The sequence below is a fragment of the Pseudogemmobacter bohemicus genome (assembly GCF_003290025.1).
Lineage (GTDB): Bacteria > Pseudomonadota > Alphaproteobacteria > Rhodobacterales > Rhodobacteraceae > Pseudogemmobacter > Pseudogemmobacter bohemicus.
In genome coordinates this window covers 22,319-40,011 of the sequence record NZ_QNHG01000007.1, presented here as the reverse complement: position 1 = coordinate 40,011, position 17,693 = coordinate 22,319, and the positions used below count along the sequence as shown (strand labels likewise).

The window sequence follows — 17,693 nt, the reverse complement described above, 5'->3', positions numbered from 1 at the left end:
GCGAGATTGGCGCGGCGTATCACCCGGTCGGTCAGCACCAGCGTCGCCTCTGGCGCATGAAGGAAGGCCAGCGCCGCAAGGTCATCGGGGTCATGGTCCGGCATCATCGCCTCCTGTCTACCTGGGCATCTAAGTATTTCTACGGATTCCGGCCCAGCCCGCAATCCATCAGCATCCCGGCCAATACCAAACCGACCCATGAGGAGGGGTTATGGGCAAGAAAATCCACGCCACCGCCGCCGAGGCGCTGGACGGCCATCTGAAAGACGGAATGCTGATCGCGGCCGGCGGCTTTGGCCTTTGCGGCATTCCGGAACTGCTGATCGCGGCCATCCGCGATGCGGGCACAAAGAACCTCACCGTCGCGTCGAACAATGCCGGTGTCGACGGCTTCGGCCTTGGGCAACTCCTGGAAACCCGCCAGGTGAAGAAGATGATCTCGTCCTATGTGGGCGAGAATGCCGAATTCATGCGCCAGTATCTCTCGGGCGAGCTGGAGCTGGAATTCAACCCGCAAGGCACGCTGGCCGAGCGGATGCGCGCTGGCGGCGCCGGGATTCCCGGTTTCTATACGAAAACCGGCGTCGGCACCGTGATCGCAGACGGCAAGGAACACCACGATTTCGACGGCCAGACCTATATCCTGGAACGCGGCATCGTCGCCGATCTGGCCATCGTCAAAGCCTGGAAGGCCGACCCTTCGGGGAACCTTGTCTTCCGCAAGACCGCGCGGAACTTCAACGTCCCCGCCGCCACCTGCGGTAAGATCTGCATCGCCGAGGTCGAGGAAATCGTGCCGCTTGGCGCGCTGGACCCGGATGCGATCCACCTGCCCGGCATCTATGTGACGAAGATCGTGCAGGGTCAGCATGAAAAACGGATCGAACAACGCACTGTGCGCAAGCGGGAGGCTGTGTGATGGCTGGCTGGGATCGGAACCAAATGGCCGCCCGCGCGGCGCTCGAACTCCAGGACGGCTGGTATGTGAACCTCGGGATCGGCATTCCGACGCTGGTGGCGAATTACATCCCCGAAGGGATCGAGGTCACGCTGCAATCGGAAAACGGCATGCTCGGCATGGGCCCTTTCCCGTTCGAGGGCGAGGAAGATGCCGATCTGATCAATGCCGGCAAGCAAACCATTACCGAGCTGCCGCAGACCGCGTTTTTCGACTCGGCAACCAGCTTCGCGATGATCCGGGGCGGCAAGATCGCGATGGCGATCCTTGGCGCAATGGAGGTCGATGAAAACGGCGATCTGGCGAACTGGATGATCCCGGGCAAGCTGGTCAAGGGCATGGGCGGCGCGATGGATCTGGTCGCGGGCGTCGGCCGCGTGGTCGTCGTGATGGACCACACCAACAAGGCCGGCGAGTCCAAGGTACTGAAAGCCTGCACCCTGCCGCTGACCGGCAAGGCGGTGGTGGACCGCATCATCTCGAATCTCGGCGTGCTGGATGTGGTGCCAGGAGGCCTTCGCATCGTCGAGACCGCGCCCGGTATCAGCGAGGCCGATCTGCGCGCCGCGACCGAGGCCACCATCGTCGCCTGAGCGGCCAAAGGGGGGCGCGACCGCCCCCAGATGACAAAACGCCGGGGCTGTCCCCGGCGTTTTGCATTTCCGCCCTGCCAGCGGACCGGGCGCCTCAGCGTCTCCCGCAAGATCCGGCGGCAAAGCTCTTTGCGCGGGTGAGAGCCACATTCGCGATCCGGCCTCGGCAAAGGGGTCAGGGCAGATGCAGCACCGGCCACCGCCACCAGCCCCGAAACCGGGTCAGAATCGAGCCCGCCCGGCGCCGGGCCGGGCAGATGCGTGAAGGCGGGCTTGCCCCGCCAGGGGGGCGCATAATGCGCCCCACCTGCCCTACCGATCCGGACCACCGGCTGTTGCAGGCCAAAAGGCGCGCCGGGCAGTTCAATGATGACCTCCGGATCCGGCTGGACCTGCTGCGCCTTCTGGTGGCCAATCGCGTTCCAGGCTGCGATATCGGGTTCCGGTTCAATTGATGCGAAACCCGGATCCGTGGCCAAACAGTCCCGGGGAAATCCACCGAAGCCCCGCATCTCCTGCGCAACATACCGGTTTCTGATCCGGGCCGGCCTGGTTTGCGCCGACCTGTCTGCACCAGCCTGTTGGCCTGTCGCCGCCCGGCCCAGGCAAGAAATCGCACAGGGGGCGCCCGGGGTGCCCGGGGGCGCAGCTCCGCAATGCTGCCCCTGCAAAATCGCACTGGTCGGTGCGGTAGCGGCGGGATAACAGATGCGTGAGAATCGGCCAGGAGCACGACCCGATGCAAAGCCCGGTAAAATCCGAACGCAGCACTCTCTCTTATTTCGGAGCCGCGTTTGCGGTGACGGCAATCGGCCTTGCCCTGGGGCTATGGCTGGGGTTTTCCACCGAACATACCACGATGGGCGCCTTGAAGGTCTTCTTCATCGTCTCGGTTCTGGCGGTGCTGGAGATCTCGCTCTCCTTCGACAATGCCATCGTCAATGCCAATAAGCTCAAGGATATGACGCCGCTCTGGCAGCGTCGCTTCCTGACCTGGGGCATCATCATCGCCGTTTTCGGCATGCGGATCGTCTTCCCGCTGCTGATCGTGGTGATCGCCGCCAATGTCGGACCATGGACCGCGCTGGTGATGGCCGCCAGCCAGCCCGAGCGCTATGCCGAAATCATGCATGACGCCCATCTGCCGATTGCCGCCTTTGGTGGCACCTTCCTGATGATGGTCGCGCTGTCCTTCTTCTTCGACGGCGAAAAAGACGTGCACTGGGTGCGCTGGATCGAGAAAAAAGCCTCGGATTTCTCGTCGATCAAGGGAATCGAGATCGGTTTCGTGCTGGTGATTATGATCATCTTCTCGAAGATCATCGAGAATAATCCGGCGCTTGGCCCGGTGGCCTCGACTACCTTCTTCCATGCCGCAATCTGGGGGCTTCTGACCTTCCTCATGGTCGAGGTGCTGGGCGGCATCCTTGACCGCAGCCAGGAGATGCTGGAGGGCGCGGCAAAGGGCGGCGTCGGCGCCTTCCTTTATCTTGAGGTGCTGGATGCCAGCTTCTCGTTTGACGGGGTGATCGGGGCCTTTGCTTTGTCTCAGAACCTGTTCGTCATCGCCATCGGCCTCGGGATCGGCGCGATGTATGTGCGCTCGATGACCATCATGCTGGTCGAGAAAGGCACACTCGCCGAATATCGTTACCTGGAACATGGCGCCTTCTGGGCTATCCTGATCCTGTCGGTAATCATGTATCTGCAAGTCATCGTGAAAATTCCCGAAGTGGTCACGGGCCTTGGCGGCGCGATGCTGATCGGGGTGTCGCTCTGGTCCTCGATCCGCTGGAACCGGACCAATCCCGGGACGCATTGAGGGGCGCATCGGGGTCGGGCTATCCTCGCCAGCCGGCGCGCCCGGTTCGGGTAACGCTGCGGCCAGCACGCAGAGAGAGTGGCCTATGGTGAAACTGCGCAATCTGCTGGCCGTGATCGTGTTGAGCGCGGGCCCCGCCGGGGCCTGCGAGATCCGTGATTTCCTGACCACCGACCTGCCGGCCATGGCGAAACTGCCCTGGATCGGCGCGCTGGAACTGGCCTATCCGGGGATGGAGGTCAGCGAGGACCGCCAGACCCTGACCCTTGCCGATGGGCGCAAGCTGCCCACCGGCCTCGGCGATGTGCCGCTTTCCCCGCAAGAGCGGCTGGAAGATGCCAATATCTCCGAGCAATTCCTGCAAACCTATCCGCTGGCCTTCGATCTGACACGGCGGGAGGAGCCCTGGTTCGATCCCGGCCGCGCCCGGAACGAGCCGTTCTTCCGTGCGCTTTACGGTGACAGCAAGGAAGAGGTGGCAGCCTCCCTTGTCACCGTCACCTGGCCGGGCAAGTCAAAGGCCAGTTTCCAGCTTTCAGACCGCACTTGCGCCGCAACGCAGCTGCAGGCCGCGCTGAACGCGATTGCCGCGCCCGGCCCCGATATGGATGTGTATTTCCAGACCATTGGCGGCAGCTTCAACTGGCGGGCGATCGCCGGGACGACAAGGCTGTCGGGCCACAGCTTTGGCATGGCGGTGGATTTCAACACCGATCTGGGCGGCTACTGGCGCTGGTCGGGCGCGGCAGAGGGGGCCGTCGGTCCCTATGAGAACCGCTATCCCGAGGTCCTGGTGCGCGAGATGGAGCGCCACGGCTTTATCTGGGGCGGGAAATGGCACCATTTCGACGGTATGCATTTCGAATATCGGCCCGAATTGATCCTCCATGCGCGGCTCACGGGCAACCGGGCAGACTGATCCCATCCTGACAGGAGTAAAATCATGCGTTTTCGTGCATTTGCCATTCTGGCTACCGCGCTTGGCCTTGGCCTCGCCGCACCCGTGGCGGCCCAGGAGCTGCTGGAAGAATACACGGCTTATATCGGCCCGGCCGATCTGGTGAATTCGAAAGGCAAGCGGCTGACGCAACCCTGGCAGATCCTGCGTCAGGACCGGGCGAATTTCCACAAATTCGGTAAAGGCGATCCCGGCGATGAATGGGACAGCTTTTTCGGCGATGTGAAGAACCGCGATGCGATGGAGAAGATGCTGATGGGGGGCACCATGTCGAAAGGCGCACGTCAGGCCATCGTCAATGGCGGCGCGGTGGTGGTCGTGCAGATCTGGGGCCGGGGCGGCACCGGCAATTTCATCACTGTGGATGTGTATCGTTGAGGGGTCCTGCTTGCGCAGGCGGGGGCGCTGCCCCCGGGGAGGCCTGACGGCCTCCCTCCCCCGGGATATTTCCGGACAGATGAAAGGGGGCGGCGGCCTGGATCAGGCGGCCTGGACCGGGAACATGCCGCGGGTGATGGCTGCCATGTCGACAGTGCCAAGCGGGCGGCCCGACGGGTCGGTGACAGCGAGGCGGGCGGCATTGCCGGCGATCAGCTGTTTGGCGGCGTCTTCCAGCAGCGCGGTTGCCGCGATGGGGGCGAGACCCTCGGTGCTGGCTCCGGGCTGCATCACGGTTTCCACCCGGATCACCTTGCCGCGATTGACGTGTTCGACAAAGCTTTCGATATAGCCGTCGGCGGGGGTCATCACGATCTCCTGCCCGGTGCCCTGCTGCACCATATTGCCGTCCCTCAGGATCGCGATCCGGTCGCCAAGACGCAGCGCCTCGTCAAGGTCATGGGTGATGAAGACGATGGTTTTGCGGATATCCTTTTGCAGGTCGAGCAGGATCGTCTGCATATCCACCCGGATCAGCGGGTCCAGCGCGGAAAATGCCTCATCCATCAAAAGGATCGGCGCGTCATTGGCCAGCGCGCGGGCAAGGCCCACCCGTTGCTGCATGCCGCCGGAAAGCTGGTTCGGGTATTTCTTTTCGAACCCTTTCAGGCCCACGCGCTCCAGCCACATCGTGGCGGATTTCACCTGGGCGTCGCGGTCTACACCCTGGACCTCAAGCCCATAGACGGTGTTTTCCAGCACATTCCTGTGCGGCAGCAGCGCGAATTTCTGGAACACCATCGCGGTCTGATGCCGGCGGAACTCGCGCAGCTGGTCGGGATTCATCTTTACCACGTCATCGCCGCCCACCACCACCTCGCCCGAGGTCGGGTCGATCAGCCGGTTGATATGGCGGATCAGCGTCGATTTCCCCGACCCCGACAGCCCCATGATCACCTGGATGCCGCCCGCCGGCATCGAGATATTGATATCCCTCAGCCCCAGCACATGGCCGTGTTTTTCATTGAGCTCGGTCTTGGTCATGCCGGCCTCGACCCGGGCGACCATATCAGCGGCGTTTGGGCCGAAGATCTTGTAAAGCTTGCGGACCTCGATCCCGATGGCGGCTTTCTCACCCATGAACGATCTCCAGATGCTTTTGCAGGCGGCGACCGTAAGCCTGGCTCACGCGGTCGAAGATGATGGCGATGCAGACAATGGCGAAGCCGTTGAACATGCCGATCGAGAAATACTGGTTGTTGATGGCCTGCAAGACCGGCTGACCCAGCCCCTGCACCCCGATCATCGCCGCGATCACCACCATCGCAAGCGCCATCATAATCGTCTGGTTGATCCCGGCCATGATCGTGGGCAGCGCCAGCGGCATCTGCACATTCTTCAGCTTTTGCCAGGACGACGACCCAAAGGCATCCGCCGCCTCCAGCACATCCTTGTCGACCATGCGGATGCCAAGGTTGGTCAGGCGGATGATCGGCGGGATGGCATAGATCACCACCGCGATCACTCCGGGCACCCGCCCGATCCCCAACAGCATCACCACCGGGATCAGATAGACGAAGCTCGGCATGGTCTGCATCACATCCAGAACCGGATTGACCACCGCCTGCATCCGGTTTGACCGCGCCATCAGAATGCCGACTGGAATTCCGACCGCAATCGCCACCACCGTACAGACGAAGATCATCGAGATGGTCCGCATCGTGTCTTCCCACATGCCGAACCAGCCAATGGCGATCAGCGAGACCACGGCAAAAGCGGTGATCTTCCAGCTGCGGCTGGCAAACCAGGCGATCAGCCCGATCACCAGCAGCACAATCGGCCAGGGCGTGTTGAGCATCAGGCGCTCGGCCTGGATCAGGAAGACGCGCAGCGGCTCGAAGAACCATTCAAACGTATCGCCCCAGGCGCGGGTGAACCCCCGGAAGGACTCGTCGATGCCCTTGCGCAAATCGCGCAGCGCGCCGGTGTCCATGGTGGGAAATTTAGTCAGCCATTCCATCCTGGTGTCCCTGTCAGATGCCGTGCATACGGGTGGCCGGCCCTTTGGCGGGCCTGTTGGTCTTTTTGGCTTTTCAAAGCGCGCGCGCCGGGATCACCCGGCGCGGCACTGGCCGGCGGCAGAGCGCCGCCGATACAGGATCAGAGCGAAGCCTTGATCTTCTCGGCGGCTTCGGGGCTCACCCATTTCGTCCAGATTTCCTCATTCTCTTTCAGGAAGTAACGGGCACCATCTTCGCCGGTGGCCTGGTTGTCGGTCATCCAGGCCATCAGCCCGTTGACGGTCGCATTCGACCAGGACCGCGTGTCCAGATAGGCCTTCACATCCGCCGGCGCGGTCTCGGCGAATTTCGAGGTCATAATGGTCTGGACGGTATCACCCGGCCAGTCGTTCTTTTGCGGATCGGCGCATTCGGCATTCGAGTTGCAGGCCTTCCAGGCTTCGGCGTCGTAAGGCACACCATGCTCCAGCTTGACCATCTCGTATTTGCCGAGCAGCGCGGTCGGAGCCCAGTAATAGCCGACCCAGCCCTGCTTGCTCTCGTAAGCGCGCGCGATCGAGCCGTCGAGGCCCGCCGCCGACCCGGTATCAATCAGTTTGAAGCCCTTTTCCTCGCCGCCATAGGCTTTGAAGAGATTGGTCGTCACCACCGTACCGCCCCAGCCCTGCGGGCCGTTATAGACGGCGCCCTTGGTCGGGTCTTCGGAATCGGGGAAAAGCCCGGGATTCGCCAATGCGTCGTCGATGGTTTTGATTTCCGGATTGGCATCCGCGAGGTATTTCGGGATCCACCAGCCCTGAACCGCGCCATCCGACAGCGCCAGCGCGCCCTTCACCAGGCGGCCCTCTTCGGTGCCGCGCGCGATGACTTCCGGCACCAGATCGACCCAGCCTTCGGGCGCAATATCGGGCTGACCGCGTTCCACCATCGAGGTGATCGTCGGCACCGTATCGCCCGAGATCACGCTCGCGTTGCAGCCATAGCCCTCGGTCAGGATGATCGCGTCCAGCGCGGCCAGCACCTCGGCGCTTTGCCAGTTCATGCTGGCGATGGTCACATCACCGCAATCGGCGAGTGCAGCGGTCGCGCCAAGGCTAAGCCCCAGCGAGAGCGCAACAGTTGCGACGGAATTTTTCATTGTCATCTCCCGGTTGCGGTTTGTTCAGGCAATTCCCAGATGATGCCGCTCATCTCTGCGAAATGGATGGTCCCGTCGGCGCTGTCAGGCAGTCTGAGGGGCATACCCTGCCCCTGCCCATCGCCGGCAGTTGAGTCCTTTTCCCTGAAATCAACGCATATTCCCTCAGGTCACCGGACAAATTACGACACTGACGACAGAATTGCGACGCCCGCGCGCATATGAGGGCGATTCACAGGTTTTTTGCTTTGCGCATGGTCGCCTGACCAGCGATGCATCTGGTTCATACGGCTTTCCCGGTCCGCGCCCCGCCCGGGAAATGCGAATACTTGTTCGGCGAAACCCCGTATTTCTGGCGGAAGCTGCGTGCAAAATGCGACGAGGAAACATAGCCGCAGGCCACCGCCACTTCCATCACCGTCATATTGGTTTCCGACAGCAGCAGCCGCCCATGCGACAGCCGCAACCCGTTCAGATATTGCACCGGCGTGACGCCCAGATAGCGGCGGAACAGCCGCTGGATCTGGCGCGGGGTGACGCCGACATGATCGGCGCATTCCTCCAGCAGAAAATCCTCCGACAGCCGCCCTTCAAGCCAGGCCACCGCTTTCACCACATGCTCATTCCGCGTGCCCAGCCGCGACGCCAGCGAGGTCATCTGATCATCGCTTTCGCGCCGCATATGGGTCAGAAGGCACATATCCATCACCGCCTGCGCCAGCGCCGGCCCGTAATGTTCCGAGATCAGCTTGACCACCAGCTCGGCCGAGGCGATGCCGCCGGCGCAGGTGATCACCCGGTTGTCGATGCAAAACACCCGGCGCAGCGGTTCCAGCTCGGGATAGGTCTCGATGAAGCCAGGGATGTTCTCCCAATGCAGCGTGAATTGCCGGTCCTTCAGGATCCCCGCCTTGGCCAGCGTATAGGCGCCGGTGCACAGGCTGCCCACCGTCCGCCCGCGCCGCCACTGCACCCGGATCCAGTCCGACATCCGCCGCGTGGTGGTCATTTCCGGCTCGGTCCCGGCGCAGATCAGCACATAGCCCGAGGGGGCCTCGGCCGGCATCGCAACGTCCACCACCACCTTCATCCCGTTCGAGGCCATCACCGGCTCGCCCTCGGCCGACCAGACCGCCCATTCGAACAGCGTCTTTCCGGCGAGCTGGTTCGCCACCCGCAAAGGCTCCACCGCCGAGGTGAAGGCCAGCATGGTGAATTGCGGCAAGAGCACGAACCCCACCGAGACCGGCGCGCCCTCATGCGCCACATCAATATGCGCGACCCCGCGCGAGATGAATGACCTGGCGCTCACACCGCCCCTCCTGCGATACCGTCAAAGGCCCCGGGCGAGACCTCCTCCCAAAACGCAAGGATCGTCGCCGCATTCAGCGCCGACATCCAGCCATGGCGTTCAAAATCATCCCGCGCCGCGCCGTCAAGGCGCGCAAGGAACAGCCGCCGGTCGGCATCCCGCTGGGTCGGCGTGCGTGCCTGGGCCAGCGCCTGGATCCTGGCCAGCCGTTGCGCGCGCGGCGACAAAGCGCCCGCCCCGGTAAGGTTTCGCGGCGAAACCTCCACTGCCTCTTTCGCACCGCCCTCTTTCAGCACTTTCGACAGATAGCCGACCGCGTTCCTGACACCGCCCTGCCCCGCCACATAATCCAGCTTCTGGTGCAGATGATCCTCGCCATGCTCCTGGATCCATTGCCGCGCCAGCCGGTCCGAAACGCCAAGCGCCCGCAACCGCGCATAGACTTCGGAACTGCGATGCCCCTCGCCGTCATCCAGATCCAGGATCGCCAGTTGCGGGTTTTCCGAAATCAGAAACCGGATCTCTGTCACCTGCCGCCCCATCTTCCGCAGCTCCGGCACCACCACGATATTCGAGGTCTTGTTCACCTCTGCCACCGCCGGCTTGATGATCTTCGCGTTAAGATGTTTGAACTCGTCATAATAAGGGCTGTCCGCCACCCCCATCAGCCGGCGAAAAATATCCAGCGACCACCAGCCGGTCGAGCCGGTGCGCACAAAGCGGTAGCAATTCTCGTACAGCGCCAGCGCATGGCCCGAGGTGAACCGCCGCTGGATGTTCAGGTTGATCAGCGCGAAGACCTTGGGGTCATGCAGCTTCTCGGCCAGCGCCGGCGAATAGGCATATTCGCAGACGCCCCCTTTCAGTTTCGCATAAGAGAGCAACGCCGAGACGCCCCATTCCTGCTGGCCATCCGCATCCAGCATATCCCATTCCGCAACCGTCTCTGCGAGCCCGCGCAGAGAGGTTTTCAGGGTCTCCATATCGTTCGAATTGTAGCCGATCATCAGGCAGAGCGTGCGCGCATCAATCTGGTGGCGCGCCTGCGAGGTCAGCGTGTCATAGGCATTCAGCAAGAGCACATTCGAGAGCTTGCGTTGCAAAAGGCTCAGCTTGCCCGAGACATGGATCGCCGCCACATGTTTCTTGACCGCGCCCCGCCTGAGCGGACCGCTCAGCCTTTCGCGCGGAATATCCTCTGCCGGGGTCTGTCGCTCCGGGATAACCCGGTCTGAAATCTGCATCCGCCTGCCCTCATGCTCAGCCGTGGTTCCGGCTGTATGGGAATTCTGGCCCATGACCGAATCCCGCTTTTCGCTTTTGATTATGCCGGGATCATCCGGCAAAAGGTATCCGATTGCAAGGACCGCACGGGAACCATTTGCCTGCCCTCCGGCCCGCCCCGTAAACGGAGACCTGTTCCGATCCGCGCGTCTTTCAAGGTATCCGTTTCCGGGATGCCGACTCGGGCCGGATGAACTGAGCGCGGCAAAACAGGCTCTGTGCCGGCCTTTTTGGCCCCGGCTTGCCCCGTTTCACCCCCCTGCCCCGCGAATCGGAACCCATCGCCCCGAAAACGGATACCTTTCCGCCCGGAATCGGGCACCCTTCGTCCTGAAACCTGGCGCCCGACTGCCGGGAAACCGATGTTTTTGCTGGATTAGTGACCTGGTAAAGACTCTAAAGCGAAAAAAGATTCTGAAACAGGATCTGCTCTGGTGTCTCTTTGCGAGAAAATCCAGAAAGATCAGCAGAGAGGCGGGTCAACGCGATTCCCTTTTCACCGATGATGTGCCATAGTTCGCGCAATATCAGCATAAACTGCGAACATACAGGCAAAGAATGGCACAGAAACCCGTGCTTCCGGGCAAGGCAGATCTGCCCCCCTATTTCAATATCGACCCGGCCCAGGCGGCGGCGCGACTCTCCGGACCTATAGACACGGCACGTTTCGCCAAGGCGGCGGCCTTTGCCACCAGGGGCCGCGATGATCTGGCGAAACGCGGCTATGCGCCTGACGGCAAAAAGCGTCTGCGCCGCTTTTCCACCTGGGAAGTGTGCCGCTATCTGATCCCGGTCAACTCCGCCCATCTGCGCCGCGTGTTGCGTCTGAATCCAGACCTGCCGCAGGGCGAAGGGGAGGGCGGCTCGAAATGGTTCACGCTTGAAGAGGTGTTGGCGCTGCGCGACCACTTTGCCGAGGAAGGCGCGCGGGGGCGTGAATACCGCGCCTGGCGCCCCGAGGGTTTGCCCGCCAAGGTCGTCGCCATCGCGAATTTCAAAGGGGGGGTCGGCAAGACCAGCACGGCGGCGCATCTGGCGATGTCGGCGGCGCTGGATGGCTATAAGGTGCTGGTGATCGACCTCGACAGCCAGGGCTCGATGACCTCGATCATGGGCGGTAAGGTCGAGGATGAATGGAAGACCGTTTTCCCGCTGCTGGCCCGCGATTATGCGCTGCGGCTGCAAGAGGAGAACGAGGTTCGTGTGGCCAACGGGGACGCGCCCTTCCCTTTTGACGAAACCCTGACCGAGGCGCTGAAGGTTTCGCCGCGAAACCTGGTGCAAAAGACCCATTGGCCGAATATCGACCTGATCGGCGCGCAGCTGAACCTGTACTGGGCCGAATTCCAGGTGCCGGTCTGGCGGATGCAGCTCCGGTCCTGGCAGCTTTGGGACGCGCTTTCGAATGCGCTTTCCGAGGGCGGGCTGCTGGACGACTACGACCTCGTGCTGCTCGATACCCCGCCGGCGCTTGGTTACCTGACGATCAATGCACTGGCGGCGGCGGATATCCTGCTGGTGCCGCTTGGGGCCTCCTTCCTGGAGTTCGATTCCACGGGGCGGTTTTTCGACATGATCTATTCCACCTTCGCCTCGATTGAAGAGGGCGAGAACCGTGCCCGCCGCCTGTCCGGTCTGCCCGAGATGCGGTTCGAATGGGATGCGGTCCGGGCCTTGATCACCCGGTTCGATGCGGCGCAGCAAACCGATCTCGCCAATGTCGTCCAGGCCTGGTTCGGCGATTTTATGACCACCTACCGCCAGGAGGTCACGGCCATGGTGGGGCAGGCGGGGGAGCAGGTCTCGGGCATCTATGAGACCGATTACCGCGACTATAACCGTGACACCTGGGTGCGGGGGCGCGAGACGTTTGACCGCACCTGGGCCGAGGTGAAAGAGCTGATCCTTGGCACCTGGTGGCGCGATCAGCAGCTGGCGAAAGCGGAGGGCTGAGGCAATGGCGAAGCGCAGAACCCTGGTGCCGCCCTCGGCCGAAGACATCAACCGCGTCGAAGAGGAATTCCGCCGCGAGACCACGCATCCGCGCCCGGCTGTGGCACCGATTGCCACCGTCGCCGCCGATGCCGCCGCCGCGCTGGATCCGCGTCCGGTGGCCGAGCGGGCCGAGGCGGCACGCGACCGCGCCGATGCCGGCGCCTGGCGTGAGGCGCAGGGGCAGGGGCTGGTCATGCTGGATCTGCCTACCGCCGGGATCGAGGCCGATGCCCTGGTGCGCGACCGTACCTCGATCGGGGCCGAGGAGCTGGAGGAGCTGAAGCTTTCCATCGCGAAGAACGGGCTGCGGCTGCCGGTCGAAGTCTTCGCGCTGCCCGAAGGGGGCTATGGACTCTTGTCGGGTTACCGGCGGCTGATGGCGGTCAGGGCGCTGCAGGCGCTGACCGGCGAGGCGCGTTATGAGCGGATCCGGGCGCTGGTGCGTGACCCTGCGACGCTGGGCGGCCCGATTGCCGCCATGGTCGAAGAGAACGAGGTTCGTGCCGGGCTCAGCCAGTATGAGCGCGGCCGCATCGCGGTGCTGGCGGCGCAGCAGGGGGCTTTCCCCAATGTCGAGGCGGCGGTCGAGGCGCTGTTTCCGGTGGCGTCAAAGGGCAAGCGCTCAAAGATCCGCTCTTTCGCGCTGATCTTTGAGGAGCTGGGCGATATGCTCGCCTTCCCCGAGCAGCTGCGGGAAAAAGACGGGCTGCGGCTGGCGGCGGCATTGCGCGAAGGGGCAGAGGCTGCGTTGCGCGATGCGCTGTCGCTTCAGAGCCCGGCCACGGCCGAGGAAGAGGCGGCGCTGCTGGAACAGGCGCTGGCGGGGCTGGCGCCAAAGGCCGCCGACCCGAAACGGGGCGGACGGCCAAAGCGCGATATGCTGCCGCCGGTTCTGTCGCCCTCGGGCTTCAGGCTGGAAGCGCAGGAGGATGCCCGGGGCTGGTCGATCCGGCTTGGCGGTCGCGCGGCCAGCCGTGAGATCGTCGAGCGGGTGATGCGCGAGATTGCGCGCGCGCTTGGATGATAGTGTAACAATTTGATTTAAATGGCTTTATCCTGGCGGGGCAGGGGCCTTGCCAGGGGAAATCTGGCGCGCTGAAAGGGTGGTCCGGCACCCGATCAGCGCTGTGGCGTCCCGCGCAGCCTGTCCCGCCCCGGGCCTTATCCGGCCCAGTGGGCGGGGTATTCCGACCGGTCGAGGCCGGGCCTTTGCGGCGAGATCCGGAAAAGCGCGCGGGTAGTATTCATGTAATACCCACCGCCGCTTTCTGTTCCCTAGAGTTGATTCCATCGGCCAGCGGGCAGGGCAGGCATCCGGAACGGGAGGTCCGGCGCCTAGTTCTCTGGTGGAACACGGGGGCATGCCCCCGGCAAGCTCATGGATGACCGGGGCCTTCCCCGACGCCCACCAGCCAGCAGATCAGCGTGACCGGAAACGGCGGAGCGATCCGCCCGGACTGCCAGCTGCCCGGCCAGGGCAAATCTATGGGAGGAGAAGAACATGAAAACGACAAGGCGCCGCGTGCTGCTGAGCAGCGCGTCGGCCATGGTGGCGGCTTCGGTTGGCACGCGGGCATTCGCCGATATCGCGCTGGACCCGGGCAAGGATGAGGCTAGCCGGCAATTGCTGGCGCGGGTGGTGCGGGTGGCTTTCCCGCACCCGAATTTCCCCGACAGCGCCTATTTGCGTACGGCGGATACGGTGCTGGCGGCGGCGAATGGCAGCCCGGCGCAACGGCTGGATTTCGCGGCCTCGCTTTATGATCTCGACCAGGCGGGGTTTGCCGGTCTCGATGATGCGGCGGCGCTGGCACATCTGAAAACCCTGGAGAATGCGCCCTTTTTCCGCCTGACCAGGGCCACGACGGTGGTGACGCTGTATGATGACCCCGAGGTCTGGGCGGTGCTGGGCTATGAAGGCCCGAGCTTTGACAAGGGCGGTTATCTGACCCGTGGGTTCAACGATCTCGACTGGCTCCCCGAGCCGCGCATTGAAGAATATGAGGCGGCACAATGAACCAGATCGCAAATTCTGATCCCGCCGTCGTCATCATCGGATCCGGGGCAGGGGGCGGCACGCTGGCCTATGAGCTGACCGCGGCCGGCATCCCTTGTGTGCTGCTGGAGGCGGGTGCCTTCATCAAAAACGAGGATTACCACAACAACGAATGGGAAGCCTTCCGCCAGATGGCCTGGCTGGATGCGCGGACGACCTCGGGGTCGTGGCGGGTGGCGAAGGACTTCCCGGGATTGCCGGCCTGGATCGTGAAAGCCGTGGGTGGTTCGACCACCCACTGGTCGGGTGCGACGCCAAGGTTCAGGGATTACGAGTTCAGGGCGAAGACGACCTATGGCGATATCGAGGGCGCGACGCTGCTGGACTGGCCGATCACGCTGGAAGACCTAGCGCCTTATTATGACAAGGCTGAGATCGCCATGGGCTCGACCCATCGCCATGGTCGCGCCGCGCTGCCGGCGAACAACAATTACAAGGTCTTTGCCAATGGCGCCGAGCGGGTCGGCTATAAGCAATATGCGACCGGCCCCTATGCCACCAATGCCGAGCCCTATGACGGGCGGCCGGCCTCGATCCAGGACGGGTTCAACTTTCAGGGCGACAAGAACAAGTCGAAATGGTCAACCCTCGTGCGGGAAATCCCGCGTGCGCTGGACACGGGCCTGCTGGATTTGCGGCCAGACAGCCATGTCGTGCGCATCACCCATGGCGCGGATGGCAAGGCCGATGCGGTGCTTTATGTCGACAAGGACGGCAATCTTCACCGTCAGGCCGCGAAAGTGGTCTGCGTGGCCGGGAATTCCATCGAGACGCCGCGCCTGCTGCTGCTCTCGGAAAGCAACCGCTTCCCGACCGGGCTTGCGAATGGCGCCGATCATGTCGGGCGGCATTACATGCGGCATATGACCGGCTCGGTCTATGCGCAGTTCGACAAGCCCGTGCATATGTTCCGGGGCGAGACCATGGCCGGGATCATCGCCGATGAGGCGCCGAACAAGCCGGAACGCGGATTCGTCGGCGGTTACTATATGGAGACGCTGTCGCTTGGGCCGTCTTTCCTTGCCGCCTTTGTCGAGCCGGGGGCCTGGGGGCCGGAATTCGCCGCGATCATGGATGCTTATGCGAATACGGCTGGCATGTGGATCGTGGGCGAGGATATGCCCCAGGCCTCGAACCGGATCACGCTGTCCGGGACGGTGAAAGACCAGTGGGGCCTCGCCGCGCCGAATGTGCATTTCGACGACCATGCCAATGACACCGCGATGCGCAACTACGCTTATGAGCACGCGCAAAAGCTCTATGAGGCGGTGGGGGCCGTGTCGTCGCACCGGACGCCGCCCTATCCTTCGACGCATAACCTCGGCACCTGCCGGATGAGCGAGAGACCCGAGGATGGTGTGGTCGATAAATGGGGCCGCGCGCATGAGGTGTCGAATCTCTTTGTGTCGGACGGTTCGGTGATGACGACCGGGGCGGCGGCAAACCCGACGCTGGCAATCCGTCAGGCGGAATATCTGGCGGGCGCGCTGAAGGCGGGCAATCTGTGACCCATCCGGGCCCGCGCCAACAGCGCGGGCCCGTTTCCTCAAAGGAGTGACAGTCCATGTGCAGGGTGTTTATCGGTGCCGACCCCCAGCTCTGGGAGAGCCAGACGCGCTCGATCCGGATGGATGGGATGGTGACCAGTGTGCGGCTGGAAAACATGTTCTGGATGGTGCTGGAGGAGATCGCGGCGCGCGAGGATCTGAATGTGCCGCAGCTCCTGCACCAGCTTTACAATGAATCGATTGACGAGGGGCATGATCTGGGGAACTTCACCTCCTTCCTCAGGGTCTGCTGTCTGCGCTTTATCGACCTGCAGCTGAAGGGTCTGATGCTGCCGGCCGGGGCGCAGAACGCGCTGACCGCGGCCGAGATCCTTCAGCTGGAACAGCGCTCGCATCTGGAGCGGCGCAAAATTCCGGCGGTGATCAGCAAGCAGCACTGATCAGCCCGGACTCCTGCAGATCGGCCAGCAACCGGGCGATATCGGCGGTGAGGGTGGTTTCGGGGATGTCCGGGAAATGCGGTGCCAGGGCGGCGGCGAAATCCGTCGCGCTGCCGGGCAGGTCGAGCATCAGCCAGACCGCATGGGCGACCGGGTTCAGCTCCCACAGCATCGCCTCACCGGGTTGCCAGAGCCAGGCAGAGGCGCCATGCCGGCGCAGCCGGGTCAAAGGCGCGCGGCTGAACACCCGGCCGGCCGGGGCTGGCGGTGTTTGCGGCCCGGTATCCCGGGGCAAGGCGGGCAGCGGGGGCAGGGGGGCGGTGACAAGCCCGGTTTCGGTAAAGCTGCGCAGGATCAGCTCTGCGGCCTCGTCCAGGTCAGAACAGACCAGCCGCAGGCAGGGGCGATCCCGGGTCAGGGCGCGGGCGCGGGCAAAGGCTGCTTCGGCTGAGGCAAAGCCGGTGATCGACTGGCGCAGGAGGGTCGCCACCGCTTCGGCCGGATCGAGGCGGTGAAGCTGCGCCGCCGCACCCTCGCGCCGGTCCAGAAGCAGGATCGCGGCGACCGGCAGACGGCTGCCATGGGGCGCCTGGAGGGGCGGGCGGATATAGCCGTAATGGTCATCGGCGGTGATTATCGCCGCGTGGGCCAGCGCCGCCAGCGAAGGGGGGGCCGGCAGCCGCAGCCGGGGCGCGATGCCAAGGGCGATACCCTCGCCCCCGGTATTCACCGGCAGCACATCGTCGCAAAAGAAGGTGACCCCGGGCGCTGCGGCGAGGCGCGTCACAAGGGTGCTTTTGCCGGCCCGGGCGGGGCCGGTGATCAGGAGAAGTTGCCCGCCCACAGCCACCGCGCCGCCATGCAGCCCGACCGTGCCCCGCGCCGTCTCTGCCCAGTTCTGGGACAGATCGGCGATCAGGGCGCAGACGGTGCTGGCCAGCGGCAGATCCTCGCTGGCCTCTTCGACATAGCGCGATTGAAGGTGATACCGGCCGGGCCGCGTCGCCGGAGCCACCGCCGCCAGCGGAGATGCGGGCAGGCCACGCAGCCGGGTGGATTTCGGGACCCAGCCGCTGAGACAGGCGGCCAGCGCCTGTCTCAGGGCGGGATCGGGAGGCAGGACCACGCGGCCGGCCGTACCGGGAAAATGCAGCGCCTCATATCCGGCGGGTGCCCTGTCCCGGCTGTCTGTGACCCGGTTGCTCTGCTGCGTGGTCCTGCTGCGCATGG

Annotated in this window: 17 protein-coding genes; 11 read left to right on the top strand and 6 right to left on the bottom strand. The window is 63.7% G+C overall.

Annotated elements, in window-relative coordinates; all coding sequences use genetic code 11:
* The first annotated feature begins 211 nt into the window (after positions 1-211).
* The 6 genes from DRF71_RS25180 to DRF71_RS25160 all read left to right on the top strand — a co-directional run bounded on the left by DRF71_RS25180 (position 212) and on the right by DRF71_RS25160 (position 4,709).
* Positions 212-919 carry a CoA transferase subunit A gene (locus DRF71_RS25180; protein ID WP_112313212.1) on the top strand — a complete coding sequence of 236 codons (708 nt, stop codon included), beginning with the start codon at positions 212-214 and terminating at the stop codon, positions 917-919.
* Entirely contained in the window at positions 919-1,551 is a 633-nt protein-coding gene (locus DRF71_RS25175; RefSeq protein WP_112313211.1) for a 3-oxoacid CoA-transferase subunit B, read from the top strand. Before DRF71_RS25180 ends, DRF71_RS25175 begins: the two co-directional genes overlap by 1 nt.
* 296 nt (positions 1,552-1,847) lie before the next feature.
* Positions 1,848-2,006, top strand: coding sequence for a hypothetical protein (locus tag DRF71_RS27775; RefSeq protein ID WP_157971282.1), 159 nt, complete (start codon positions 1,848-1,850; stop codon positions 2,004-2,006).
* Positions 2,007-2,290: 284 nt separating this feature from the next.
* Positions 2,291-3,373 carry a DUF475 domain-containing protein gene (locus DRF71_RS25170; protein WP_112313210.1) on the top strand — a complete coding sequence of 361 codons (1,083 nt, stop codon included), beginning with the start codon at positions 2,291-2,293 and terminating at the stop codon, positions 3,371-3,373.
* An 85-nt stretch (positions 3,374-3,458) separates the two neighbouring features.
* Positions 3,459-4,292, top strand: coding sequence for a M15 family metallopeptidase (locus DRF71_RS25165; RefSeq protein ID WP_112313209.1), 834 nt, complete (start codon positions 3,459-3,461; stop codon positions 4,290-4,292).
* Positions 4,293-4,316: 24 nt separating this feature from the next.
* Positions 4,317-4,709: a hypothetical protein gene (locus DRF71_RS25160; protein WP_112313208.1), complete on the top strand. Its 393-nt coding sequence runs from the start codon at positions 4,317-4,319 to the stop codon at positions 4,707-4,709.
* A 102-nt stretch (positions 4,710-4,811) separates the two neighbouring features.
* Here the strand turns inward: DRF71_RS25160 and DRF71_RS25155 are convergent, their stop codons facing one another.
* The 5 genes from DRF71_RS25155 to DRF71_RS25135 all read right to left on the bottom strand — a co-directional run bounded on the left by DRF71_RS25155 (position 4,812) and on the right by DRF71_RS25135 (position 10,424).
* On the bottom strand, positions 4,812-5,849 hold the full coding sequence (locus DRF71_RS25155; RefSeq protein ID WP_112313207.1) for a quaternary amine ABC transporter ATP-binding protein: 1,038 nt from the start codon (positions 5,847-5,849) through the stop codon (positions 4,812-4,814).
* Entirely contained in the window at positions 5,842-6,729 is an 888-nt protein-coding gene (locus DRF71_RS25150) for an ABC transporter permease (RefSeq protein WP_112313206.1), read from the bottom strand. Before DRF71_RS25150 ends, DRF71_RS25155 begins: the two co-directional genes overlap by 8 nt.
* A 140-nt stretch (positions 6,730-6,869) precedes the next feature.
* Positions 6,870-7,868, bottom strand: a complete 999-nt coding sequence (locus tag DRF71_RS25145) for an ABC transporter substrate-binding protein (protein WP_112313356.1) — start codon at positions 7,866-7,868, stop codon at positions 6,870-6,872.
* A gap of 283 nt (positions 7,869-8,151) precedes the next feature.
* Entirely contained in the window at positions 8,152-9,180 is a 1,029-nt protein-coding gene (locus DRF71_RS25140; protein WP_232831679.1) for a GlxA family transcriptional regulator, read from the bottom strand.
* A complete protein-coding gene (locus DRF71_RS25135) occupies positions 9,177-10,424 on the bottom strand; it encodes a replication initiation protein (protein WP_112313354.1) in 1,248 nt (415 codons plus the stop codon). The genes DRF71_RS25140 and DRF71_RS25135 overlap by 4 nt, the downstream gene beginning before the upstream one ends.
* A 598-nt stretch (positions 10,425-11,022) precedes the next feature.
* Between DRF71_RS25135 and DRF71_RS25130 the strand changes: the two genes are divergently transcribed.
* The 5 genes from DRF71_RS25130 (at position 11,023) to DRF71_RS25110 (ending at position 16,463) form a co-directional block, all read left to right on the top strand.
* A complete protein-coding gene (locus DRF71_RS25130) occupies positions 11,023-12,417 on the top strand; it encodes an AAA family ATPase (protein WP_112313205.1) in 1,395 nt (464 codons plus the stop codon).
* Between the two features lie 4 nt (positions 12,418-12,421).
* Positions 12,422-13,483, top strand: a complete 1,062-nt coding sequence (locus tag DRF71_RS25125) for a ParB/RepB/Spo0J family partition protein (protein WP_112313204.1) — start codon at positions 12,422-12,424, stop codon at positions 13,481-13,483.
* 477 nt (positions 13,484-13,960) lie between these two features.
* Entirely contained in the window at positions 13,961-14,476 is a 516-nt protein-coding gene (locus DRF71_RS25120; protein ID WP_198672373.1) for a hypothetical protein, read from the top strand.
* On the top strand, positions 14,473-16,023 hold the full coding sequence (locus DRF71_RS25115) for a GMC family oxidoreductase (protein ID WP_112313203.1): 1,551 nt from the start codon (positions 14,473-14,475) through the stop codon (positions 16,021-16,023). The genes DRF71_RS25120 and DRF71_RS25115 overlap by 4 nt, the downstream gene beginning before the upstream one ends.
* A gap of 56 nt (positions 16,024-16,079) precedes the next feature.
* Positions 16,080-16,463: a ribbon-helix-helix domain-containing protein gene (locus tag DRF71_RS25110; RefSeq protein WP_112313202.1), complete on the top strand. Its 384-nt coding sequence runs from the start codon at positions 16,080-16,082 to the stop codon at positions 16,461-16,463.
* On the opposite strand, the gene DRF71_RS25105 is transcribed toward DRF71_RS25110, so the two are convergent.
* Complete coding sequence (locus tag DRF71_RS25105) at positions 16,447-17,691, bottom strand: PqqD family peptide modification chaperone (protein WP_112313201.1); 1,245 nt, start codon at positions 17,689-17,691, stop codon at positions 16,447-16,449. The genes DRF71_RS25110 and DRF71_RS25105 overlap by 17 nt on opposite strands.
* Between the last annotated feature and the right edge of the window lie 2 nt (positions 17,692-17,693).